The sequence below is a fragment of the Nostoc sp. ChiQUE01b genome (assembly GCF_034531255.1).
Lineage (GTDB): Bacteria > Cyanobacteriota > Cyanobacteriia > Cyanobacteriales > Nostocaceae > Nostoc.
In genome coordinates this window covers 82,461-107,399 of sequence record NZ_JAVRBM010000024.1, presented here as the reverse complement: position 1 = coordinate 107,399, position 24,939 = coordinate 82,461, and the positions used below count along the sequence as shown (strand labels likewise).

Annotated in this window: 16 protein-coding genes and 2 pseudogenes; 5 read left to right on the top strand and 13 right to left on the bottom strand. The window is 42.2% G+C overall.

Annotated elements, in window-relative coordinates; genetic code table 11:
• Positions 1 to 493 precede the first annotated feature (493 nt).
• Positions 494 to 700, top strand: a complete 207-nt coding sequence (locus RMY63_RS17740) for a VCBS repeat-containing protein (protein WP_322729953.1) — start codon at positions 494 to 496, stop codon at positions 698 to 700.
• A gap of 307 nt (positions 701 to 1,007) precedes the next feature.
• Here the strand turns inward: RMY63_RS17740 and RMY63_RS17735 are convergent, their stop codons facing one another.
• Positions 1,008 to 1,469 carry an MgtC/SapB family protein gene (locus RMY63_RS17735; RefSeq protein ID WP_322729952.1) on the bottom strand — a complete coding sequence of 154 codons (462 nt, stop codon included), beginning with the start codon at positions 1,467 to 1,469 and terminating at the stop codon, positions 1,008 to 1,010.
• A 1,407-nt stretch (positions 1,470 to 2,876) separates the two neighbouring features.
• Between RMY63_RS17735 and RMY63_RS17730 the strand changes: the two genes are divergently transcribed.
• The gene (locus RMY63_RS17730; RefSeq protein ID WP_322729951.1) at positions 2,877 to 5,222 is read left to right on the top strand and encodes a putative PEP-binding protein; all 2,346 of its coding nucleotides are present in this window, start codon (positions 2,877 to 2,879) and stop codon (positions 5,220 to 5,222) included.
• Here the strand turns inward: RMY63_RS17730 and RMY63_RS17725 are convergent, their stop codons facing one another.
• The 10 genes and pseudogenes from RMY63_RS17725 to RMY63_RS17680 all read right to left on the bottom strand — a co-directional run.
• Positions 5,223 to 5,399, bottom strand: coding sequence for a DUF4276 family protein (locus RMY63_RS17725; protein WP_322729950.1), 177 nt, complete (start codon positions 5,397 to 5,399; stop codon positions 5,223 to 5,225).
• Positions 5,350 to 5,910, bottom strand: coding sequence for a DUF4276 family protein (locus RMY63_RS17720; RefSeq protein WP_322729949.1), 561 nt, complete (start codon positions 5,908 to 5,910; stop codon positions 5,350 to 5,352). The genes RMY63_RS17725 and RMY63_RS17720 overlap by 50 nt, the downstream gene beginning before the upstream one ends.
• Positions 5,910 to 7,010, bottom strand: coding sequence for an AAA family ATPase (locus tag RMY63_RS17715; protein WP_322729948.1), 1,101 nt, complete (start codon positions 7,008 to 7,010; stop codon positions 5,910 to 5,912). Before RMY63_RS17715 ends, RMY63_RS17720 begins: the two co-directional genes overlap by 1 nt.
• A gap of 353 nt (positions 7,011 to 7,363) precedes the next feature.
• Entirely contained in the window at positions 7,364 to 8,536 is a 1,173-nt protein-coding gene (locus RMY63_RS17710; RefSeq protein WP_322729947.1) for a hypothetical protein, read from the bottom strand.
• Positions 8,537 to 8,781: 245 nt separating this feature from the next.
• The gene (locus RMY63_RS17705) at positions 8,782 to 9,438 is read right to left on the bottom strand and encodes a DUF1361 domain-containing protein (RefSeq protein ID WP_322729946.1); all 657 of its coding nucleotides are present in this window, start codon (positions 9,436 to 9,438) and stop codon (positions 8,782 to 8,784) included.
• A gap of 752 nt (positions 9,439 to 10,190) precedes the next feature.
• On the bottom strand, positions 10,191 to 11,393 hold the full coding sequence (locus RMY63_RS17700) for a hypothetical protein (protein WP_322729945.1): 1,203 nt from the start codon (positions 11,391 to 11,393) through the stop codon (positions 10,191 to 10,193).
• Between the two features lie 139 nt (positions 11,394 to 11,532).
• Positions 11,533 to 13,416: an iron uptake porin gene (locus RMY63_RS17695; protein WP_322729944.1), complete on the bottom strand. Its 1,884-nt coding sequence runs from the start codon at positions 13,414 to 13,416 to the stop codon at positions 11,533 to 11,535.
• 237 nt (positions 13,417 to 13,653) lie between these two features.
• Complete coding sequence (locus RMY63_RS17690) at positions 13,654 to 14,136, bottom strand: hypothetical protein (RefSeq protein ID WP_322729955.1); 483 nt, start codon at positions 14,134 to 14,136, stop codon at positions 13,654 to 13,656.
• Between the two features lie 105 nt (positions 14,137 to 14,241).
• Positions 14,242 to 14,574, bottom strand: a pseudogene (locus tag RMY63_RS17685) (ATP-binding cassette domain-containing protein); the annotation flags it as partial.
• Positions 14,571 to 14,663 (bottom strand): annotated as a pseudogene (locus RMY63_RS17680) (cobalt transporter); the annotation flags it as partial. The pseudogenes RMY63_RS17685 and RMY63_RS17680, both read right to left, overlap by 4 nt.
• 1,233 nt (positions 14,664 to 15,896) lie before the next feature.
• On the opposite strand from RMY63_RS17680, the gene RMY63_RS17675 reads away from it, so the two are divergent.
• The 3 genes from RMY63_RS17675 (at position 15,897) to RMY63_RS17665 (ending at position 21,936) form a co-directional block, all read left to right on the top strand.
• The gene (locus tag RMY63_RS17675; protein ID WP_322729943.1) at positions 15,897 to 17,141 is read left to right on the top strand and encodes a glycosyltransferase; all 1,245 of its coding nucleotides are present in this window, start codon (positions 15,897 to 15,899) and stop codon (positions 17,139 to 17,141) included.
• A gap of 102 nt (positions 17,142 to 17,243) precedes the next feature.
• Complete coding sequence (locus RMY63_RS17670; RefSeq protein ID WP_322729942.1) at positions 17,244 to 19,112, top strand: glycosyltransferase; 1,869 nt, start codon at positions 17,244 to 17,246, stop codon at positions 19,110 to 19,112.
• A 295-nt stretch (positions 19,113 to 19,407) separates the two neighbouring features.
• Entirely contained in the window at positions 19,408 to 21,936 is a 2,529-nt protein-coding gene (locus RMY63_RS17665; protein ID WP_322729941.1) for a mannose-1-phosphate guanyltransferase, read from the top strand.
• Between the two features lie 86 nt (positions 21,937 to 22,022).
• On the opposite strand, the gene RMY63_RS17660 is transcribed toward RMY63_RS17665, so the two are convergent.
• Together RMY63_RS17660 and ilvB are read right to left on the bottom strand one after the other, a co-directional pair.
• On the bottom strand, positions 22,023 to 22,325 hold the full coding sequence (locus RMY63_RS17660) for a hypothetical protein (protein WP_322729940.1): 303 nt from the start codon (positions 22,323 to 22,325) through the stop codon (positions 22,023 to 22,025).
• Between the two features lie 616 nt (positions 22,326 to 22,941).
• On the bottom strand, positions 22,942 to 24,855 hold the full coding sequence (gene ilvB / locus RMY63_RS17655) for a biosynthetic-type acetolactate synthase large subunit (RefSeq protein ID WP_322729939.1): 1,914 nt from the start codon (positions 24,853 to 24,855) through the stop codon (positions 22,942 to 22,944).
• Positions 24,856 to 24,939: the final 84 nt, after the last annotated feature.

The following is a 24,939-nucleotide window of genomic DNA, read 5'->3' as shown; positions in this document are numbered from 1 at the left end:
ATTATTAACAAATTTTTATATCTGATTTGTTCAGCAGTTTCGCACCGGGAACTAGTCTAAACTCCAGAATTCATTGCTCTTTATAATTTTTCTGCCCAGATCATCAAATGGTCATATACAGTGGCGCAGATGACTCATAAATTCGCTACGAACTTGTGAAATCCTGTACTTAGTCAAGGAATTGACATTCAAATTTACAGGTGCAATATCTGAGCTTACAAGACAAATACTTTACTTTAGTTTACAAATTAGCTCTAAGTATAAAAAAAATTTGATACTTAATACCCAAGTCAATTTATCGCCTAATTACTGTTGACAAAACAAACTTCGCCTTAACTTGTCACGAATGGTTTAAGTCTTCTTTTGGGCAGAAGGGAAACAGTATAACTATGAGGGGAGCCGCCGTTGGCAAGCTCGACTGTCGACTGGCAGTTCTTTCGCCTACAATGGCGACTGGACTTCGACGACGACTCCAGGAGTAACTGTAGTAGGGGTGACGGATGTTAACGGCGACAATCGAGACGATTTAATCCTTCAGTATAACTATGGGGGGAGCCGCTATTGGCAAGCTCGACTGTCGACTGGCAGTTCTTTCGCCTACAATGGCGACTGGACTTCGACGACGACTCCAGGAGTAACTGTAGTAGGGGTGGCAGATGTTAACGGCGACAATCGAGACGATTTAATCCTTCAGTATTAATGCGCTCATGAGATGGGAAAAGAATATCTTTATATATAGGAACTAAAAAGCGATTTTATTTTTGAAATTACTGGAGTTAGAGCTAATTTGTAAACTAGAGTAAAATCTCTGATTCGTATGGGTTTCAGGAATTTGAGCCATAAGAGCGTTTATTCTCTGAAAGTCATGCCCAGCAATGAATTGGATATGCTTAAGATTTTCTTTATGAATCATATCTAAGACTGTTAACTAAATTGATATTTTATCTTCTCAATAAATCTATGTTTCTTAGCCATATTTTTTATTAAAAATAATAGATAACTAGTTACTAATCTCGCTTCTCTAACCTTTTAAAAACGTTGAGAACTAAAAAAGTCAGCATTGCACTGATTAATCCTAACTGCCATAAACCACAGCCAGCAGCAATTCCCAATGCAGACGAAACCCAAATAGCCGCTGCTGAGGTGAGTCCGTGAATTTCAAGTTGCTGTGATTCTTGAGAAGATTGGCGCACAATTTCCCCAGCACCAAGAAATCCTACACCAGCTGCAATCCCTTGAATCACACGGCTAAGTGCATCAGGACTAGCTTGCAGTCCTGCTGTTTGCAGCATAATTATCAAGGTAAATAAGGCTGAACCTAAACTTACCAGTATATGAGTTCTTAAACCAGCTGGTTTGCGCCTAATTTGGCGTTCTAAGCCGATGATTGCTCCAATAAGCAATGCAGTACATAGCCGGAAGCTGATATTCAGCCAATCATCAGTTGCAAGGTAGTAAGTGTTTGCCAATGTTTATTCTGATATGAAGAATTCTATATACTAGTACAGCATGGCGTGAATCAATTTTGGATTTTGGATGCAAGGATTTTAGATTGACCCCATGCACGCCACTTGACGGCAGTTGCTCCACTTGGGGAGATCCCAAGACCGCAGTGGCTTATGAATGCTCTTTCTTCAATTAAAATGCAAGGATTTTGGATGCAAGGATTTATTCTCGCGTTTGAATTCGGGAGCCACTGTGTTGGACGGGTTTCCCGGCTTGTCCCTTGCGCGTCTCCCCTTCTCCCAAAGCTATCCATTAGTCACATCTTTCTTTACAATCTTGAAACGCTTGCTTTGTAGGCATCTTAAACACGCTCGGCGTGAGGCATACTTGACAAGTTACCTCTTAATATTCTCGCTAAAAGTAGGTTTTTATTGAGAATTAACGACGAACGAATCAGGGTTATAAAAAACGTGAGTGAATACTCTCGCAAATGTTAAGAAAGATCCGGGTAATGGATAGCTCCCAAAGGGAGAGGCTAGCGCCTTCGCAGAGCGTCTCGTAGAGAAGGGAGAAGACCGGACTGGCTCACCATTTCAAATGGCGCAAGAGCTTGGAATATAATTATTTTGACTTTTGACTTTTGAGTGCCAGTTGCTTCTCCCAAGGGGAGACGGGCAAGGGACAAGTTGGGCATTGCCCGCCCAACGCACTAGCTCCTTTTGACTTCCGCCTTGGGGTACTAGGTTAAATCGTAATATTTTTATAAAAATAGTACAAAACTATTCTAATGTTTTATTAATGGAGTTTAATCCAATAGGTGTAGTGCAATAGCCTATCTCATATTTGGATTCTATCAATTCAGTAATGGTTTTGAAACTGAGAATTAATGTCTTACATTATTAAGATTATTTTTCGATAAGATATTATTCTGGCCAATGAATGGAGATTTGCATTGTTAAATTGTAGCAACGATTGTAATTTGGGCAAACTATATGAATTTTAAGTTTATTAAATAGTTTTTTGGCTATTTAAAATGACTTAGCCACAGAATTATACCTTAAATTGTTAAATTTAACCCATACACTCAACAATTAAATATGATACAGCCATGTACAAGTCAAGCAAATCAGCTATACAGCGTATTTAAGGCTGCTGAAGTACACAACTATTCGTCTCAAAGCCAGGTATAAAGCCTGTTTTATTTCTGACTCCTGTTAGCGCGGTGGGGCGCAGTCCATTCTGAATTCTGAATTCTGCTGTCAGGAGTTTCTACCTCCTGTATTCTGCTTCAAAACCCGTAACTTTGTAATTCATGCAAAAGAAAACTGCTGTAAATTCTGAGTATTTTTCTATTCAGAATTAAGTGGATTAACCTGATAACATACCAAAAAGAAATGGCTGTGGTTACAAATAGACAACTAACAAATTGAGTGAATAAACTCTATTGGCTAGATCAAATTAAACTACAAGACCGCGCCAAAGTAGGTGACAAAGCCTTTTACTTGAGCAAAATTATCCAGCATGGCTATCCGGTGATGCCTGGTTTTGTAGTTTCGGCAGAAATTTTGCGACAATTTCTCGAAAATCTCAGTAGTTCAGAATCATTAGTAGCTGACTTACCCCATTCTTCGCTACACCTGGATGTCACTAATTGGCGTCAACTTCAGCAGGTGGCCAGTCGCTTGCGTCAAGAAATTCTGACTGCGACTGTAACCCAGGAGTGGGTAAGTACAATTTTCCAAGCCGCTAGAGAATGGCAAACTAGTTGTTTGATTCTTCGACCTTCCTTGGCAGTATCAACTGCTACTCCAGGTATAAACAACAATATATCGGGTTTACTGGAGTCGGTATTTTGCCAGTGCGAACCGGAAGCGATCGCAAGAGCTCTAAAGCGTACTTGGAGCCAGATATTTCGGGCCAGAAGTCTATTATATTGGCAGCACTCAGGAATTAATCTGCAACAAATTAATCTCGCAGTGTTGGTGCAACCTGTTGAAAATGCGATCGCCAGTGGCTCGCTCACAGCCAACTCCTCTGGCTGGCAAATTGAAGCTACTTGGGGATTAGGAATTGCGATCGCTCTTGGCGAAGTCCAGCCAGATGTTTACTACATTCAACCAGAAACTGGAGTTGTGCTTGAGCAACAACTGGGCAATAAAATGCTGGCTTATGGTGTTGATGATGCAGCATCTGGAACTGTTTCGCAACCCGTACCCAACTCAGTGCTAATACCAGATCGCAATTGTCTAATTACTTATTTACTTCCAGAAGCCCAACAAAAACAGTATTCTTTACAAGAAGAATACTTACAACAAATAATTTCTTTGGGAACTCAACTGGTAAGTGAACTAGGTAAAACTTTTACCATTAAGTGGACTATCACTCAACAAACGACATCAGACAAGCTTTACATAACACAAGTTAGTCCTTCCCAATCAATTCCCCACTCACACTTCATTCGGGGACTAGGAGCAGCCGGGGGACGGGTTGTAGCCACTGCCCTGGTAATTAATCCGCAACAGAAACCCGAACAACTACCGAAGGGAGTGATTTTAGTAGTACCAACGATTACACCTGATTGGTTGCCATTATTGCAACAAGTTGGTGGTATTATCACAGAACAAGGGGGATTAACCAGTCATGCGGCAATTCTAGCTAGAGAATTAGGTATCACAGCAGTAGTAAACGCAACATCTGCCACAACTTTAATCCAAACTGGCGAACGATTGCTGCTTGATGGCGACAGAGGAGAAGTTTATCGCATCAAAGGAGACTCAAAGGAGGAGATGGACAAAGAGAGAGAAGAAAATCTTCTTTCCTCTCATCACCTCAACCCGAAAGCGCCCCATGCTTCTGTTACGTCTCATCTACCTATGATTGCTACCCAATTGCTGGTTAACTTGAGTCAGTCCACTTTAATAGAACAAGTGCAAAACCTACCTGTGGATGGAGTGGGATTGTTGCGCTCAGAATTGATGGTACTAAATATATTGAACGGGCAACATCCCAATAGTTGGATTTTAAGTGGGCGTCAGGCAGAATTGTTAGAGTTATGGTCTGAGCAGATTATGCAGTTTGCCCATGCCTTTGCCCCAAGACCAGTTTTTTATCGTTCTTTAGATTGGCGATCGCCGGATTTACCATCATTGAGTGATAGTTTACAATCTTCGCCCCAGTCGATGTTAGGCGAACGTGGTACCTTTAGCTATTTACAAAATCCCGCAGTCTTTGAGCTAGAACTGAAAGCTTTAGGGAGTGTACAGCAAGCTGGCTACACCAATGTCAATCTACTATTGCCCTTTGTGCGGACTGTAGAAGAATTTGTCTTTTGTCGTCGCAAAGTTGAGCAAGCTTTTTTAACCGAGGTGGTGGAGTTTGAATTGTGGATGATGGCAGAAGTCCCAAGTGTCTTGTTTTTATTACCAGAATATGTTATAGCAGGTGTGGCGGGAATTTCTATTGGTACAAATGACCTGACCCAATTATTGCTAGGAGTAGATCGAGAACAAGGACAGCTAGCAAAAGTATTTAATGAACGTCATCCAGCAGTTATGGGTGCGATCGCTCAACTGATCCAGATGGCTAAAAGTGCCGATATACCTTGTTCAATCTGCGGTCAAGCACCAGCCCTTTATCCAGAAATTATTGATAAGTTAGTGGAATGGGGTATTACTTCTATTTCTGTTGAACCGGAAGCAATCGAGCGAACATATCAAGCGATCGCTCGTGCTGAACAACGTCTAATTTTAGCAGCAGCACGCCGAAGACTGCATTAGTTAGGAGTGATTCAATGATTCTAGGCGTAACAGCCATGTGTTGAAGTGGGGACACCTGCTCCGAATTACTTCTAATCCAATCCGTTCAGCTAACTGTGGTCCAAAAACAGACTTTGTTTTTCCATAATCAGGATAACTGAGCAATGATGCGTTTACTGGGGGCTGTCTGCTGTGCATCGTTGATCAACTCAGGTGTTTCATATTGATTAGCGATCGTCTTAAGAGCTTCAATCTCCTTTGTACGACGAGCATCAAGATATTCAAAGCACGTTGGATCTGCAAAAAGGTATGTCTCGTATTCATGTAACTGAATGTACGGGATAAATCGGTAATCACTGATGTCCTCTGCAAACCGTTGCTCTAAAAATTCAACTCGCTCTATGGGATTTTGGCGCAAACTCTCAGACTCAGTTAATCCCGGAAAATCAGGATGGATAGCATACAAATCAATCATGGTAGTGAAGAATACATCAGAGTTACTATCTTCCTTGAGCGATCGCAGAAGATCATTTTTCATTGGCGCGTAATTGCGTCCACCGCCGCGATGCACCTTCCCCTTTTTTTTGGCGTGAGCGATTAGCCGAGGGTAGTGCATAAACACTTCATGTTGAGCTAAGTGCGGTTTTATCAAAGTGTCGGCGAATGTCTGCTCAGTTTGTCCTTCAGTGAATAAGTAGAGGCGCATCATTAATGCGGTCCTCCCCCAATGATATTTTTCTCCCAGACTTCTCCCAGACTGTACTCGTCGAGCCAAGCTTCTAATTCTGTGGGATTAAGCCGCTTGAATTGCGACTCCTTGCCCTCTCGGTTTACCGCAATCACATCTTCAGGATCAAAATTATCCAAAAAAGAACTAGATTGGGTGCTGATAAGGATTTGCGTATGGAGCGAAGCCTTACTAAACAAGGCAGCCACAACATTTAAAGCATAGGGGTGAAGACCTAGTTCTGGCTCATCAACAACGATAAGTTCTGGTAGTTTATCTTCTGGCTGTAAGAGCAGTGTTACAAGACATATAGCGCGTAAAGTGCCATCTGAAAATTGATGGGGTCCAAATACCCCATCTGACTCTTTTTCTTGCCAGTTCAGAATGACACGATTAGATGCATCTGGCTCAAGAACAAAGTCATGGAAAAATGGTGCAATTAAACGGATTGTTCCGACAATACGTTGATAAGCTGAAATATTTTCTTCGCGGAATTTCAGCAGTAATGCAGCTAAATTTCCGGCATCAGGCATGAGCCATCGGTTATCGCCAATATAACAGGATTGCCGCACTCCCGCCGTAGAAGATGTATCATGAAAGTGATATACACGGCAACGATCAAGCAAGTACTTGAGCGTCCTGGCTGTTTGTTTACCTTCGTCTGCCGCTTCAGTAATTTTTGTTTCCTGATGCCCTGCACCCAACTGGTCAATCCTTGGGGATATCCAACCCATTTGCAGAAAGCTCAATGTCTCTTCAGCGAAGATCAGCGTATCACCTGCGGCATGGAATAACCGCAGATGATAAATATCCAAACCGTTTTCGACTTCAAACTCCAGTTTTGCTTCTATCTGAGGAGTTATTTTGGGCCCAAAATGTAAGAGGGATTGGGCACGCCCCGACATACCGATATATTGTTGGAAGCGTTTAGCCATCATCTCATTAAGCATCTTAAAGAACGAGATGAGATTGCTTTTGCCTGCTCCGTTTGCTCCAATCAAGATATTTAAAGGATGCAACTCAAGATCCATCGCTTTAATAGACTTGAATCCGTTAAGGGTTAATCGTTGCAGCCTGTTCAAAAGTCAGTCTCCTGAATCCGTAAATGTGTATTTGCTTCCTCTTATATAACACCCACAGACTTCTAGTAAAGGATTATTTTGATTTTGCAAATAGAAAATCTGGAAAACCTTACGAGCAGATATTTTTTTAATCTTGCACCATAATATCTGATTCGTAAACAAAATCTTAAGGAAACCCAATTCATTGCTGGGCATGACTTTCAGAGAATAAACGCTTGATTGGCTCAAATTTGTGAAACCCTTATGAGACAAAAACTTTACCCTAGTTTACAAATTAGCTCTTAAGGAGCAAATAATAATCACCGTTGGTGTTGTATATAGCACATTCAACTTTATACAACACCATCAAAATGTCAATATCGGTAAATCGCCGCAACGGCTGTGCTATATGGAATCTGTTCAAAGGGAATAGCGTAAACCGTGCCGCCATTTAATAAAGTATGAGCAGCAACAAAATCCAACAAATCCTCATCACCAGCTTCTTTTTCTGGGTGCAAATAAACCGTTTCTGAGGTTGGATCGAATAAACCCCACTGTTGCTGACCAACTGCAACTAGTAATGAATCCACGCGTTGGTAATAAGCCGCTGAGACAACTTCTTGGAGGTTGTTAGATGCTTTACCACTATCACCACCAAACAATTGGTGAAATTGCTCTAAAACATTCTGCTGTGACTTTTGGAAATCAGCCTCGACAATCGGCCAAGCTTGGTTATGTAACTCTTGGGCACTGAGAATTTCTGGATTACCAGTGAGAGCTTCATCCATTAAATGCTGGTAAGTATTTGCCTGTCTATACAAAGGCAAGAGATACTCTACCCCAGCTAGTACCAAAGGCGCTTTTTGCGATCGCAGTTTCTCGTGTAATGCGCCATCAACAATTTGAAAGAATTGGAGGATTTCTTCTTGGTGTTTATCCCTGTCAGGGCTTCCCTGTCCGTGAAACGTGCCTGGTTGCGAAGAAGTATTGGCGGTTCCCCCTTTTGATGTGGCGATGCGGAACTGGCCTTCTTTAGCAGTCTCGTCTCTTTGCAAAGCTTCATCTAGACTTTTAGGGAGATTTTCTACTCCCACTTCATTGATGCTGTAGCGTGTTCCTTCAAAGAACCTGACATCTTGTTGGCTCAAAGCCAGTATATAGAAACGACCATTGCCATTTAAAATTGGTAGCAGTGGCTTGATGTGAAATCGGTCTGTAACCACGACCAACTCTTGAAAATCAATTGGTAGGGTATGATAGCGAAAAATATTTTCAGAAATAAAAATTGCCAACCCTTGCTCTCCCATTTGCTCCCAAAACTCTTGGGTATCAAGTTCATGGGATTTTTCTAACAATGCGATCGCATCTTTCTCCTCCAAACCCGCATCAATTAAACGAGTCTCCGCTTCCTTGACCAAATTTTTAAAGCGAATTGGGTCTTGTCGCACTTCTGGCCCGGCTGGGTGCGTTGGCATGTAAATGGAAACACAATTTCCTTTTGGCTGTTCTATTAATGTCTTGATTTCCTCTCTAGAGATTAATTGCATATTATATCTCTCCTATCAACGTGATTAGATATATCAGACCAGACCATCGATATTCAACGATCTGATAGGACGTTATTCTCAGGTGATGGCGGTTGAAGTTCAACCGTTTACTTCTGAGTTTATTTCACCTCTAGGAGAGTTTAGTTGAAGGAGAGTTTAATTACATCTTTCTTTTGATAGGCAATATTCCTCAAGGGAATTACTAATTTAAACCTCAAATTTAAAAGCCAAAATCGCCACGTCAATCAAATGTTTGGCGTGTTAGAGTTTGCGCGTCCTGAGTTTATCCCTATTCTGCTATTTGATTGGCTAAGACCTAAAGTTACTCGTTTCATAATCCAGTACAAACCCGCAAGTACCACAAAGGTGATAGCAATAATCACCAGGGGCTGTTTTCCCAGAATTTCTTCTACCCCCTTGGTAAGTACGGCATCGGGTTGAGTAATAAAATCCCAACTGTTGAAACGCAAAAATCGCCCCCAATAAACACCAACAGCACAGAGAAAATGTGTAATTGTCTCAACGCGCCAAATCCATTGGCTTTTGCCGATGCGATGTAAGTAGTGACCCCAATTAATTAAGGATATTACATAAGCTTCAAATCCACTTAAAATTACTAGCAAATACAGAGGAATAAGTACTAAAGTAATCATCCACACTGATTGAATCGTGCGGATATCATCTATCAAGTGAATTACATCGGTCAACAAATATGGTGCATTTGGTAAGAAAGCATAGAAAACTAAGAATCCTAGCCACCAAAGCCAAGTACCACCACGTCTCATGCGAAATAGCCACACACTCAAAGCCAAAGGTATAAAAGCCAGAAACAAATTCCAAATCATCCAACTCATATTAATTCGCAAGACTTGCACGACTCTGGCTATCAATTCTTCTTTCATAGGTGCTTACTCTTAGTGTTAACAAAGTGTAGGGGTTTAAGTCCCCGGCTTCTATCAAGCCGCAAGCGTTGTGGCGGGGTCTAAATCCTCGTTACAACACATAATTGCAAATTGCGTTAGCGCAGCGTTAGCGAGTCCGCGAGCGTCATTGCGAATTGCGAATTGGTTTAACCTTAGCGATCGAGTTTTTGTAGCCTCAAGAAAATTAATTTCCTCCAACATTTAGATAAGATTTTTATGTCAGTTAGAAGTAAATGCATACTGATATCTGTCCAAAATTTAGAGTTTTTGTGTATTTTATGCTGGAGGATGAAATTTATCAATCAATCGGCTTAAGTCACTAGTATAGCCAGAAAATCATCAGGGTAAAACATACCACCGAAAGGTAGTCTGAGCAACAAAAGCGCTGTGAATAAGTGATAGCGGACTTTTTTAATTACAATGTTGCCCCTGTGTAACTATTAGACCTCTTGCAAAAGTCCCCTAACACCCCACCCCCAACCCCTAAGAGCCTGCGGGGAACTCGGGACCTCCTCTGGGGATTAGGGGCAGGGAGAATTTGACGTAAGTCAAAGGCGGGGGTGGGGTTCTTTTTTTGATTTATGCAAGAAGTTTATTATATTGATTTCATTTTGCCTTGCTAGAGTTCCAGAAGGACTCAAAATTTTTGTCAAGTTAGCCTTTGCTTAGGGGCAAACGAGACGCCTACCCCACAAGAAGTAGTTGGATATTTTTTATTGAAAAGTCCTTAACTAAGGCAGTAGCACTCGACTACGAGGGCCGATCGCTTGTTTGGGTGAAGTAGGTATTGTACAGTTATTAGCAGAATTCTGTGAACAAGCAGATTGAGCAAGGGTTGCAGGGTTGACAACTACTTCTTGATTAACCTCTAAAAAATTATCACTACTGAATTCGATATTAGGTGTAGTAGAGAGCGATGGAGAATTAAATCCAGATGTAGGTGTCGAGGAAATAATCGCACTACCACCATCAACTATTGGTGCAACAGTCAGTGTGCTACCACTATCAACTATTGGTGCAACAGTTAGTGTGCTACCACTATCAACTATTGGTGCAACAGTTAGTGTGCTACCACTATCAACTATTGGTGTAGGAGCGATCGCACTACCACCACTAACTAGAGGAATGGGTGTACTACCACCGCTAATTACTGGCGGGGGAGTGGGTGTACTACTACCGCTAATTACTAGTGGGGGAGTAGGTGTACTTCCACTACCAATAGTTGTTGTAGGAGTTATGAGAGTTGCAGTTGCAGGTACTTTGATTTCTATTCTTGCCAAGGGGGAGTTAGTCATTTCCAATGATGTCACCTTTGGCGAACCTGGAAGATCGGATTTGAAATCAAAGACTGTGGGGGTTGCACCACCATTGCGATCGCTATATCGGACTCCATATCCACTCACTTCAAAAGTACCCTGATATTGGTTTCCAGTGTTTGGATCGATGACAGTACCAGTGTATAAGGCTTTTGTGAGATTAAATTCATCCTGAACTACTCCTTGAAATGTGGTTCCTGCTAATTGTCCCTGATATTTATAGGGTGTCAACTCACCGCCAGAGAGAATCGGTGAAGTCAGAACGCCATTAAAGGAGACAATCGGAATGCCTTTAAAGTCAACAAAATAATGCAAACTACCATCAGCACGTGTTTTTACCTGCACATAGTCTGACTTGTATATAGGAATGTAATTAGGATTGTTCTTAGTACCTAAGTTCCGCGAGTAAGTCCCCGTGTCGTCTGTATCAACGCGAGTAATGCTTTGATTGAAATTGGGATTATTTCTGGGGAGTTGGATAGTCCCTGATAATGTGCCAGTGCTTTGAATTGTGATTTGAGCAGAAGCACTTGTTCCACCTAAACCGATGATGACTGCGGCTAAACTGCTGCTGCTAACAAGAACACAACCCAACTGAACTGATGAATTGAATTTCATGAAAAATTTGCTCCTTTAATCACGTATCAAAAAAAAACACGCACGTTTTCACTAGCTTCCACTAGGCAATGAAAGCATCTAATACTGAATTAATTAGTGTAAAAATAGCGTATTTTATTACATCTACATCAGTACAGAACTAAAACCGGAAACTTGCTCTTAATGTTCCAACGATTAATGCATCGTTAGCAGCATTGTGATCGGGATTGAAAATAACGAATAAGCCTGGAGTCAAGGCGATATTGTCGCTCAGTTGGGCGCGGTAAAAAACTTCTAAGTGAATTGATGTGTCACTACGTCCACCTGCTGTCCCTCCATCAGAAAAGTTGGGAAAATTGAAGCCGTCGGGTAAAGTACTGGAAGTAATTTTGGGCGGTTGTCCAACAAGAACGCCCCCTAAATTCCCAGGACGCAGCAAATTAGGAAAAGCCGCGAACACCATCCAGTTAGTAGTTTCTACACTTCCAGAAAGGTTGGATGGCTTGGAGGAAGTAAAGCCACCCCAACCGCCCAAATGCAAGTTAGGGTTAATTCGCCAAGCAACGGTAGCACCTATGGCTTGGGTATCGAAAGCTGTAGGAGCTGCAAAAGGTGAAATCAGTTGAGAATCGCCAATACCACCTCCCAGTAAGCCATCTGGGGAGTGGGAATAGAGATAATGTATGCCGACATCAATGTTGTTTGTGGGTGCTAAACTTAACTGAGCGCCAGCAGTATATCTACCACCAAATAGTCCGCCCTGGTTGATGTTGCTAGAAAAATTGGGTATTTCGGCACTATAAACGCCTTGCAAACTAATGCGATCGCTAATCTGCCAGTCAAAGCCTATACCACCACTGCCGTTACCAATACTTAAAATCGGGTTCCGCTGACCAAATAGAGAAATTGCGCCATCGCTAGAACCTTCTAAAGGGCTAATACCGCGAAAGGTGTTGATTGGATTGACTCCCGCCGTACCTACGACAATTCCCAAGTTATGCGAGGCGAGAAATCGATAAGATAAGTCACTAATAACTAAATTGTTGTCTGTATTTGACTCGAAACCCAACCGCCCCATATTGGTAGATAACAACGATGCATTAGAACCAAAATTACCCGCAGACAGCCCAGTTAACAGCAAATCTCGCCCTGTAAACGACGTGAAGAAGGTTAGTTGGGCGCTACTTGTGAAAGTCAGATTGGTTTTTCCCTGACGTTCAGGTACTCCATCTCTAGGAAACAAATCGACATCAGGGCTATTGGTTCCCTGAACGCTAAAAATGGCTTGACCAAATAATCTGGTTGTTGTAGAAAACTGATTGGCTTGTAGTTCAGTAGTTCGGTTTTCCACAGCCTGAACACGCTGCTGTAATTGCTGCAACTCTGCTTTGAATTCGCCTTGCAATCTTTGCAGCAGGATTAAATCTTCATTATTAACAGTATTAATTTTATTGTTAGCGTAGGCGTAGCCCGCCGCAGGCATCGCATCGTTAATCTTCTCTAAACAAGCATTTAAACCAGCTGCAAATTCATAACGGCTAATGCTACGATTTCCCAGATAATTCCCATCAGCGTATCCAGCAATGCAGCCATAGCGTTCTACTAAAGACTGCAAAGCACCAAAAGCCCAGTCGGAGGGTTGCACGTCCTGGAGTTGCGATACTGAGGTGACTTGAGACATTTGGTTGTCTGAGTCTGAGGGATAAGAAGATTGGGAAAATTCTTCTGTACTTTCCTGATTCTGTACAACTTCTATTACAGGTTGAGTATCTTTTAATTCAGGTAAGTTAGGGGAACTGATGAATTGAATTTTTTCTCTACTCTTTCTAAGTATATTTCCGTACTTGTTTTTTATAATTGATGACGTGCTTATATCTGGCTGTACGAATTCAGGTGGTGTAATTTCAGCAGGTGAGACAACTTGAGATAAATTATCCTGTGTTGACTGCTGCACCGGATTGCCCGACAGAATTACGGATTGTTCTGGTAAATTTAGCACAGATATTGGCACTGTTGCCAGCACACTTACCATCAGTAGACTCATATCACTCCTGGTATTTCATTTGACTTGCACCAATAATTCTTTTGACAGATAAAGTTGGTGTATATCAGGAATTTTTTTGAAAAAAAAGTGATAAAAGTTACTATGGTTCAGAATGTCAAGCAAAAGCAGAGGGGCAAGAGAGTAGAGGAAATTGAAAAATTAAAAATCCCCAGTCCCCAGTCCCCATTACCCCTTATCCCCAGAGGGGGCCCCACCATCCCCAGTCCCCCTGATAGATTATTCTGGCTCGCTACAATACTTATTCATCTGATTGACTAATGTATCTGACTGTTTGCCAAGAGTTGTAGCTGTTGTCAACGCTGAGTCAATATCAGCTCTAGCCTTTTGGATTTTTTCTCTCCCAGATTCGGAGGCTTGTGCTGTCTTGGTTGCACCAAGCGCCCTACCTGCTTTGGCGATCGCTTGACTAAGATTTTGAAAAATCTTCACAAAACCGCTTTGAAATTCTTTCAGTTTCGGATCTGTTAGCTTCAGTTCTGCAATAGATTTAGTCACAAAGTCTAAATCTTTAGATAGCTGTATGCTAGTTATCACTTGCGCTCCTTTATTTTTATCAATTAGAGAAGTTCCAGCATTCACAACTCGAATCAGTCGCTGGCACTGGGAAACTTTATTGTCGGTGCAACCAGTAACGAACAAAGCAACGCTTAGGCTAACAGAAGCAAGAACAGTATATTTATGTTTATGTAAAACAGACATTAACACCCCAACAGCAATCAAACCCACAATATAGTATCCAATATTACTAATAAAGAAGGCATTCAGGATTGGGCATTGGTCAATAGTTTTTTTCTCTGCTTCCCCAGCCTCTGCTGGTGACATTCCATAGTTACGTGGCCCCAAGGTAACATCTTCCAAGATAGTCGGCATAAATAGTTGGTCGTTGGCATCTTGAAAACTAAAGCCAATTTGACGACGCACTTGGGGTAAAGTTTGCGGTTCTACGGGGATGCCATTAATGGTAATTTTCCCTGTTTGCAGTTGTTTTAAGCCGATTAGGTTCTCCAACAAGGTGCTTTTTCGAGAACCAGGTGCTCCCATTAATGCGACGCGGTCGGCTTTGTTCAATTCTGTGCTGAGTAATCCTCCCAATTGGCGAATTGGTACGCGCAAGAAGCAAGCCCATAAAAGTGCGATCGCCCGAAGGCAACAAACAGCGCTGCCGCACTCGCTAAACCAGTAGCCCCTGCCACCGGAATAGAAACAAATCCATCAGGAATATGCATGATCTACCCTGTATTCTTATACCAATTCTCTATAAACTTGCATTAAATGATTTAATCTCTCTTCTTGGCGTTCTTCTCTAACGAGACGCTACGCGAACGGAACGCACTCGCGTTCGCGTAGCGTCCCGTAGGGAAGAAAGGCGTTCTTCTCTAACGAGACGCTGCGCGTTGGCAGAAGCCTCTCGTAGAGAAGGCGGTTCGTTTTAAAAATAAAGTGCATCTTCATGGAGAATTGGTATTAGAGGTTCATTTATTCAAAACAAGCAATAAAACTACGCCATCATTTTAATAACAAGCAAAATTTTTCTCTTTTTTGCAATACCCTATTCGGGGATTTTATAGTGTTACTTTTGACATATTTACAAGACAGTGCCTACTAAACTTATTTATTAATCTATTAATTTTTATTAAGCTTATTTTTTATATTGCTAAACGTTGACAAATCTTGCAAAACGGGACTGTATATATCTAGTCTCATTTAATTCATGAAATTACTTCTAAAAACACTTAATAGCAAAACATTAACTGCCTCTTACCTTATGGAGTAGTTCGCTTTTTCAAAAATTGAACAGGAATTTATAGCTGCTCTTACAGTCAAGAAATAGCTATAAATATTTCTCAAAAAAATATTTTGATTTTTGTTTTTTTTGTAGTGTTTAATTAATTCAATACTTATTGCATCAACAAGTAAGTTTTTACGGGTGTAGCAAGCTTATGTAATCAGCATTTGCACTTTCTTCTTACCTTGGTGTAACAACAATAATGTATAAGTATAGCGGTTCTCAGTTGGGTCAGGTGCAAGAACCCCCTCCCCGCAGGTGAAGAGGGGGCTATGATGTACCTCATGTGATTAGGAAACGCTATATATTACCAAAATTCGGATACTCCATATTAAATTAATATTCCTCGTAGTATCATTAAAAAATCATCAAGATATGCTTAATAAACTGTATATTTACTGACTTAGTTTACTTGAAAGTACAGGATATTTCGCTAAAAAATACGTGATTTTTCGTGTATTATCATAAAAACAAGGGGTAAGATGAAAAATTTAGATGAAATTTAGGAAAATACTGGGAATTGAAGTGCGTGAATTACTAAACTTTCAGGGCAGCTAACTGTAACAAAAGTATTCCTCAAGTATTGAGTAACTAGGTTCAGTCAATAAAGTCAGCAGATGTTTGATTTTATTTTCCACGTACTTTAACACACCCTCGTTTTGCAATTTGGAATATGAAAACAAACTCATCCAACTCGCTGTTAACAGTATCAACTGGCCCACTAAAGATTTCAGAGTTGCCCTCCAACCCCGTGGGTACAGATGATGAATTTATTCATCTTTCTCTAGTAATTCCTACTTATAAAGAGCGTGACAACATCAAAAATGTAGTCAGCATATTGAGTCAATTACTGGATGAATCTATTGCAGGAAACTATGAACTAATAGTGGTAGATGATGATAGCCCAGACCGAACCTGGGAGATAGCGCAATCTTTGACGACAGAATACCCCCAGTTGCGGGTGATGCGACGCCAACAGGAACGGGGGCTGTCTTCAGCAGTGATTCGTGGGTGGCAAGCAGCTATGGGGAGTGTGTTGGGGGTGATTGATGGAGATTTACAGCATCCACCAGAGGTACTGATACAACTGTTGCGTAATATTGAGCAGGGAGCAGATTTGGCAGTAGCTAGCCGTCATGTAGAAGGAGGCGGTGTTAGTAGCTGGAGTGTTGTTAGGCGTTTCTTGTCTCGCGGTGCTCAGTTGTTAGGCTTGGTAATCTTACCGGGGGTACTGGGCAGAGTTTCTGACCCGATGAGTGGTTATTTTATGGTGCGCCGGAGTGCGATCGCAGGTGTAACACTTAATCCAGTCGGATATAAAATTCTTCTAGAAGTAATTGGCCGGGGAAAAGTAAACCAAGTTGCCGAGGTTGGGTATGTGTTTTGCGAACGCAAAGAGGGCGAGAGTAAGGTGACATGGAAGCAATATATAGATTACATCCATCACTTGGTACGGTTACGGCTTTCCACATCCACAAGGAAAGCAGGACGATTGAGTAGAAAAGTCAATTTCCCCATCGGTCGATTTGTCCGTTTTGGGTTTGTTGGCTTTAGTGGTGTATTTGTGGATTTAACGGTGTTTCACTTGCTGCGTACTGTAATTCATTTAGGTTTAACCCGCAGTACGATTCTTTCGGCTGGAGTGGCAATCGTAAATAATTTCCTATGGAATGATGTATGGACTTTTAGTGATATTTCTCAAAGGCAACGTGCTTTGCATCAACGTTTCAAGCGATTCTTGAAGTTCAGTGCAGTCTGTTTGGCAGGAGTTATATTACAAGCTTTAATAATTAACTTTCTCTATAATATCTTGGAAATAAATCAGTATTTAGCTAAGTTGATAGCGATCGCAGTTGCTACCATCTGGAATTTCTGGATTAATTTGAAACTTAGCTGGCGTGTCACAGACGTGAAATAATCACAACGAGGGATTTGAGATTTAGATTTTTGTTTTTAGATTTTAGAACGAACTTAAATCTCAAACGTCAAATCTACAAATCCATGAGTGTGAGGCCAGACGATGAGAGTTTTTTTTCAAGGTGCATTTTATTTTTACAAACAAATTATCTCGTTGCTACCTGCATCTGCTACACATTTCCTGCCTCTGGCAGATAAAAACTCTGGCTCACAACGCAAGCATTGGCATAATTGGCAGACTCGCCTTCCTCCTTCCTGGGTTCATCCCTTGCTGATCTTAATGTGGATGCTTGTCGGCATTAGTTTGCGCCTAGTCAACTTGACTGCAAAGCCTCCTTGGACTGATGAGTTTGCCACCTTGGTGTTTAGCTTGGGGAATACTTTTTTATCAGTTCCCCTAGATCAAGCGATCGCACCTGATATCCTATTACAACCACTGCAACCAAACCCAGCGGCTAGTATTGGTGATGTTATTCATAACTTAGCTACACAAGATAGTCATCCACCACTGTATTTTGTGCTGGCTTACCAGTGGATGAAATTATTTCCCAGCGATGGAGGATTAGTATCGCTGTTTGGTGCGCGATTGCTACCAGCGATAATCGGTGCTGTGTCAATTCCGTGTGTTTACGTATTAGGTAGAGTAGCGTTTCGTTCACGATTAGTGGGACACTTGACTGCTGTCATGATGGCAGTATCACCCTACGGTGTATTTTTAGCACAAGAAGCGCGTCATTACACTTTGGCAATCTTATGGGTAATTGGTTCCCTCACCTGCTTAGTAATTGCCACACGTCATATTCAAAACCGCACACCTTTACCTATATGGGTAGCACTTTTATGGGTAGGAATTAATGCTTTAGGTATTGCTACTCATTATTTTTTTACCCTCACCCTTTGCACAGAAGTCGTAGTTTTGATTTTTCTTGCTTGGCTTCAATTACAAAATAGCAGCAAATTTTCTCTCCTCTTCTCTCCTCCTTGGCGGCGTATTTATACCGTTGTTATAGGTACTTGTGTAGCGGGTTTAATTTGGATACCAACCTTGTTAGAGAATGAAAATCGTGGTGCTTTAACCGAGTGGATTCGAGGTTCGCGCGTTGGACTAGATTGGTTCAGCCCAATTTTTCAAGCTTTAGGAACATTGATTGCAATGATTTCCCTATTACCAGTTGAATCTTCACAAGCTTTGGTTGTGATTCCTTCTGGAGTGGTGATGTTGACTTTCTTTATTTGGGCAGTACCAATTTTACTGCGTGGGATTAAAATTCAACTACAGCACCCAGAAAACCGAATGATGATTCAGGTGCTTGCTGGAGTAGTTATCAATGCGATCGCTTTATTCTTTATCTTTACGTACTTTTTGGGTATTGACCTCACCAGGGGTGCTAGATATAACTTTGTTTACTTTCCCGCGATCGTTGTTTTACTAGGTGCAAGTCTCGCAGTTTGTTGGCATCCTCCCCAGGAATGGATGGAAACAGAGCCAGGGAAAAATGGGATAACAAGCATAGGTAAATGGGGAATAAACGGGAAAAAAGCCGTAATGTTAGTTTGGTTAATGGGATTTTTCAGTGCAGTTACAGTAATCTGCAATCTCGGCTATCAAAAATATTATCGCCCTGACCTGTTTGTGCAACTAATTCAACAAACATCCTCAACACCAGTACTGATTGCCACCACCCACAAAACTTATGTACACACTGGAGAAATGATGGGAGTTGCAAGGGAGATTAAACTTGCAAATTCACTCCAAAATTCTCTGTTTCTCCTTGCTCATCAAGATCGAGATCCGAATGCTTCTACCATTGCTCTGGAAAATACTTTAAAGAAATTACCACGACCTTTTGACTTGTGGCTGGTAAACTTTCACGCACCCGTAGCAGAAACCGTGAAAACATGTGTTATGTCTGGTACTCAATCTTTGCCAAGTATAGATGGCTACGAATATGAACTTTATCATTGCCAATAAGCTGGGGACTGGGGACTGGGGATGGTGGGGCCCCCTGTGGGGATAAGGGGTAATGGGGACTGGGGGGAGAATAAATAACTCCTAACTCCTAACTCCTAACTCCTAACTCCTAACTCCTAACTCCTAACTCCTAACTAACTCCTAACTCAACACTCTCTTTGCCCAATCCCCAATCTATATGCATCTTGTGGAAGTTCCTCAAATATCAATATCCATAGCAGACTAGAGAAAGAAAAACAAAATATATCTGACACGTTTTCAAGTAGCGAAAGCTATAACTAGCTAAGGAGGATTTATGCGTGCAGTATTGATGGCAGGGGGTTCGGGAACGCGGCTTCGCCCGTTAACTTGCGATCTGCCGAAACCGATGGTGCCGATTCTAAATCGACCAATTGCCGAACATATTATCAATCTCCTTAAACGACATCAAATTACAGAAGTTATTGCGACATTGCATTATTTACCTGATGTCTTGCGAGATTATTTTCAAGATGGCAGCGATTTTGGCGTCCAGATGACTTATGCTGTCGAAGAAGATCAGCCTTTAGGTACAGCTGGCTGTGTGAAAAACATTGCCGAACTTCTTGATGAAACTTTTTTAGTTATTAGTGGCGATAGCATAACAGATTTTGATCTGACGGCAGCGATCGCATATCACAAACAAAAACAGTCAAAAGCTACTTTGATTTTAACCAGGGTTCCCAACCCGATTGAATTTGGAGTGGTGATTACCGATGAGGAAACACGGATTCGGCGATTTTTAGAAAAACCCTCTAGTAGTGAAATTTTTTCTGATACCGTCAACACTGGTACTTATATTCTCGAACCAGAAGTTTTGGAATATCTGCCAGCAAACGTTGAATGTGACTTTTCTAAAGACTTATTCCCCTTACTACTAACAAAAGATGAGCCAATGTATGGTTACATTGCTCAAGGTTACTGGTGTGATGTCGGTCACTTAGATGCCTATCGTGAGGCTCAGTATGACGCGTTAGATCGGAAAGTGCAACTAGATTTTGCCTACACAGAAGTTTCTCATGAGTTATGGGTAGGCCAAAATACTTACATCGATCATACGGCTGTGATTGAAACTCCAGTAGTGATTGGTGATAATTGCCGCATTGGCGCAAGAGTACAAATTGAGGCAGGAACCGTAATTGGGGATAATGTCACTATTGGCGCTGATGCTAATCTTAAACGTCCCATAGTCTGGAATGGAGCATTCATTGGCGACGAAGCAGCTCTTTCTGCCTGTGTGATTTCCCGTGGCGCTCGTGTAGACCGCCGTGCTCAAGTTTTAGAAGCTGCGGTTGTCGGTTCGCTTTCCACGGTGGGAGAAGAAGCCCAAATTAGCCCTGGTGTACGTGTTTGGCCCAGTAAAAAGATTGAGTCAGGGGCAGTTTTAAACATTAACTTGATTTGGGGGAACACCGCTCAACGAAATTTATTTGGGCAGCGTGGTGTCCAAGGATTAGCTAATATCGACATCACCCCAGAATTCGCTGTGAAATTAGGATCTGCTTACGGTTCTACTTTGAAACCTGGTTCTAAAGTAACGGTTTCCCGCGACCAGCGTAATATCTCTCGGATGGTGACGCGATCGCTGATTGCTGGTTTAATGTCAGTAGGTGTTGACATTCAAAACCTCGATGCCACAGCTATCCCCATCACCCGCACAGTTATACCCACAATGTCGGTAGCTGGTGGTATCCACGTCCGGGTACATCCCGATCGCCCTGACTACATTCTGATTGAATTTATGGATGCCAAGGGCATTAATATCTCCAAAGCCTTGGAAAAGAAAATTGAAGGGGCTTACTTTAAGGAAGATATGCGGCGGGCGCTAATTCATGAAATTGGCGATGTATCTTATCCCAGCCAAGTCATGGATCGCTACTGTACTGCTTTTGAGAAACTTTTGCATGTTCATACACTCCGCAACAGTCGCGCAAAAGTGGTGATTGACTATGTTTATGCGGTATCAGGGGCCGTTTTACCCCAAATGTTAGATAAATTTGGTGCTGATGCAGTCGTACTGAATGCTAGTGTCAATAAAACGGCGATGTCAATCACCGATCGCGAAGGATTGCTGACTCAGTTAGGCCATGTAGTGGAGGCATTAAAAGCTAATTTTGGGGTGCAAGTATCCGCTAATGGAGAACAGCTAATTTTAGTTGATGAATCAGGCTACTCAATTCGTGGAGAAATGTTAACAGCACTGATGGTAGACATGATTCTGACGGCTAACCCAAGAGGAACGGTAGTTGTACCAGTTCATGCTTCCAGTGCCATTGAACAAGTCGCCCGTCGCCATGATGGTAGAGTGATTCGCACTAAAGCCAACCCGACAGCTTTAATGGAAGCTTGCCAGAAGAATCCAAATGTGGTATTGGGAGGTAGTGGAGAGACTGGTTTTATTTTCCCGCAACTGCATCCGGGATTTGATTCCATGTTCTGCATTGCGAAGATAATTGAGATGTTGACTATCCAAGAGCGATCGCTTGCTGCTGCGCGGTCAGAATTGCCTCGTGTAATTCACAAAACTTATACAGTCCGTTGCCCGTGGACAGCTAAGGGTGCTTTGATGCGTTACTTGGTGGAAACTCACCCAGCGCAAAATCTAGAACTCATTGATGGAGTGAAAATTTGTCAACCCTACGATGACAGTTGGCTATTAGTTTTACCAGATGCCAGCGAACCACTGGTGCATTTGTATGCAAATAGCAATGATCGTGAATGGGTAGATGAGACTATGAGAAACTACCGCACCCGTGTGCAGACGTTTGTGGAAAGACAACAAGAATATCAACCAGCCGAAGTGTAATTTGTAATTTGTAATTCGTAATTGAATTATTTAATTACGAATTACGAATTAGCAATTACGAATTATGTTGAGAAGGTTCTAAATTATCATTGAGAACATTCTGGTAAATTTTTCTCAGCGTAATTGCAATCAAAATAAATTAAAGCTTCCCTTGTAGAAGCGAATCCTGGAGTTGTCCTATATGGGCTACTTGTTGGACTTGCTTCATATAGCCAAATTTTCAAATAGTAATTATTATTATCATCTGTAGACCATAATTCATAACGGTAATTACCTCCTGACCCCTGACTATTTAAGTAGTCAGCTAGTACTTTATTTGATGTAGACACAAAGCTCAATACAGTCAAAACCGGAATTACGACTAGTTTTAGTATTTGGATTAATTTCATAAATGCACAAAAAACTTACTCCCTCTAGCTTCCTTTACGAAGTAATTTTTGAAACCAGTAATTATCAGGGATGTTTTGTGAGGATATCGTAAGGTACTTAAGGCTTGCGTCCAAGCGCGCTCTTATGGGCGGGGCTTCGGTTTCAGTGATATCCCTGTTCTGTCACTCTCCGAAAACATTTGCTATTGTTGAATTCTAGAGCTTTTGCATAGCAAGCGATCGCACGATTATTTTCTAATCACAAATACAAGACCCATTTTTTTCTAATAGGATAGCTTGTATTGATTGCCTCATAAGGCTTCTAGCAATTGCCCTCCCGGAAAGTGACAAAAGAGGGATATAGCAACCGCCAAGGCAGTTAGGACATTGGTGATTGCTCAAAACCTTGAAATTACTGGGTTTTTACTCAACACTCAGCACTTTGCTATAGCTTGAGCGTTATGAAAAAATGGATAAAGTCGAGTTAAGAGGGTGGAGGAAAAAGCGATCAACTTAATCAGGAAGATTAAGCGATGCCTACGCAAGAGGAAAAGGGGCAGGAGTTAGGGAGAATTCCAGCATCTTTCTCCCCTTGTCCTTGCTCCCCTACCTCTCTAGTCTGAATTATCAAAAAGCATTACAGCTTCGTCCCACACTCAGCACAAAAATTGTGGGTAGGAGCATTCTTAGCATTGCAATGGCTACAATACACTGGCTCGGCTGCCGCTTTCGGTGCTTGCTTCTGTAAGCCGACCATTTGAGCGTTGCTCTTACCAGGAGCTACCATTGGATAGCAGTTTTCGTCTCTGGTGACGTGGACATTTAAGATTACTGGCCCTTTGTGTGCCAGCATTTCGGCGATCGCATCTTTTAATTGACTGCGATCGCTGATTACCATGCCCTTAATGCCATAAGCTTTTGCCAATAACTCTACGTCTGGCATCCCTACTTCCATGTCGGAGCATGAGTAACGTTCACCATAGAAGGCTTGCTGCCACTGGCGCACCATCCCTTGCCAGCCGTTGTTGATAATTATTGTCTTGACATTTATTCCATACTGTGCAACTGTTCCTAGTTCCTGTAAACACATTTGGAAACTAGCATCACCGCTAATACAGATGACTTCTTCATCAGGAAATGCCACTTTCGCGCCCATTGCCGCAGGTAAGCCAAAACCCATCGTTCCCAAACCAGCGCTAGAAATCCAGCGCCTTGGGCCATTCTTCAGGAATTGTGCTGCCCACATTTGATGTTGTCCGACATCTGTGGTGTAGAAAGCATGGGGTGCTTGGCTATTAACTTCTACAATTACTTCTTGGGGTGAAATGCTGTCGGGATGCTGCGGCACTATGAGAGGATACTCTTCGCGCCAACGGTTAACTAGATTCAGCCACTCTTGGTTTTGATTAGGTGTAGCCTTAATCCCTGCTTCTTTACAGCGACGCAACAAGTCTACTAAGACGTTCCGCACATCGCCGACGATGGGCACTTCGGGAATACGGTTTTTGCCGACTTCTGCTGGGTCGATGTCGATGTGAATTACTTTGGCGCGGGAAGCGAATTCGTCTAACTTACCTGTAACGCGATCATCAAATCTAGCGCCGACGCAAATCAGTAAGTCACAATCACTAACGGCGAAGTTAGCGTAAGCAGTGCCGTGCATTCCCAACATTCCCAAAGCGAGGGGATGATGTTCGTCAAATGCACCGATCCCCATTAAGGTTGTGGTGACGGGGATATCGAATAATTCAGCTAGTTGTTTGATTTCTTCATGGGCACCAGCTGCGATCGCACCACCACCCACATACAATAGCGGACGACGACTTTCAGTAATCAACTGGATCGCGGCATGAATTTGCCGGGGATTTCCCTTTACAGTGGGACGATAGCCGCGTAGCTTGACTGAACCTGGTTTTACAGGTACATAGTCAAATTCTTCTAAAGCGACATCTTTGGGGACATCAATCAAAACTGGCCCCGGACGCCCAGTGCTAGCGATGTGGAACGCTTCGGCGACAATTCGCGCCATATCTTTGGGATCGCGCACCACATAGGAGTGCTTGACGATTGGTAAGGTAATTCCGTAAATATCAGTTTCCTGAAACGCATCTGTACCAATCGACGGACGTGCTACCTGTCCTGTAACCACAATCATCGGGATTGAATCCATGTAGGCGGTGGCGATGCCTGTCACCAAGTTAGTTGCTCCTGGGCCAGAAGTACCAAAGCATACTCCTACTTTGCCTGTAGCACGGGCATAACCATCAGCAGCGTGGGCTGCGCCTTGCTCGTGTCTCACGAGAATGTGCTTCATAGCACCAGTTGCTTCCACCTTATATAGGTCATCATAAATTGGTAGAATTGCCCCACCAGGATAACCAAAAATATAATCAACCCCGTGGCGATGAAGGCTGTCAAGCAGAGCAAAACCGCCAGATGCACGTTTGGGCACGACTGGCAAGCTAGAAGTACGAGACTGTTTGTGATTCTCGGTTTGTGGGAGACTAATTTGGGAAAGCGATTCTCCTGCGGAGACACTTAGTGAACGCACGGTCAAACCTCAGACTATAGCTAAAGTTAATGCTGAAATTCTGTAGTTAAGATTTCATTTTAATTGAAAAGTTCAATTAAATTT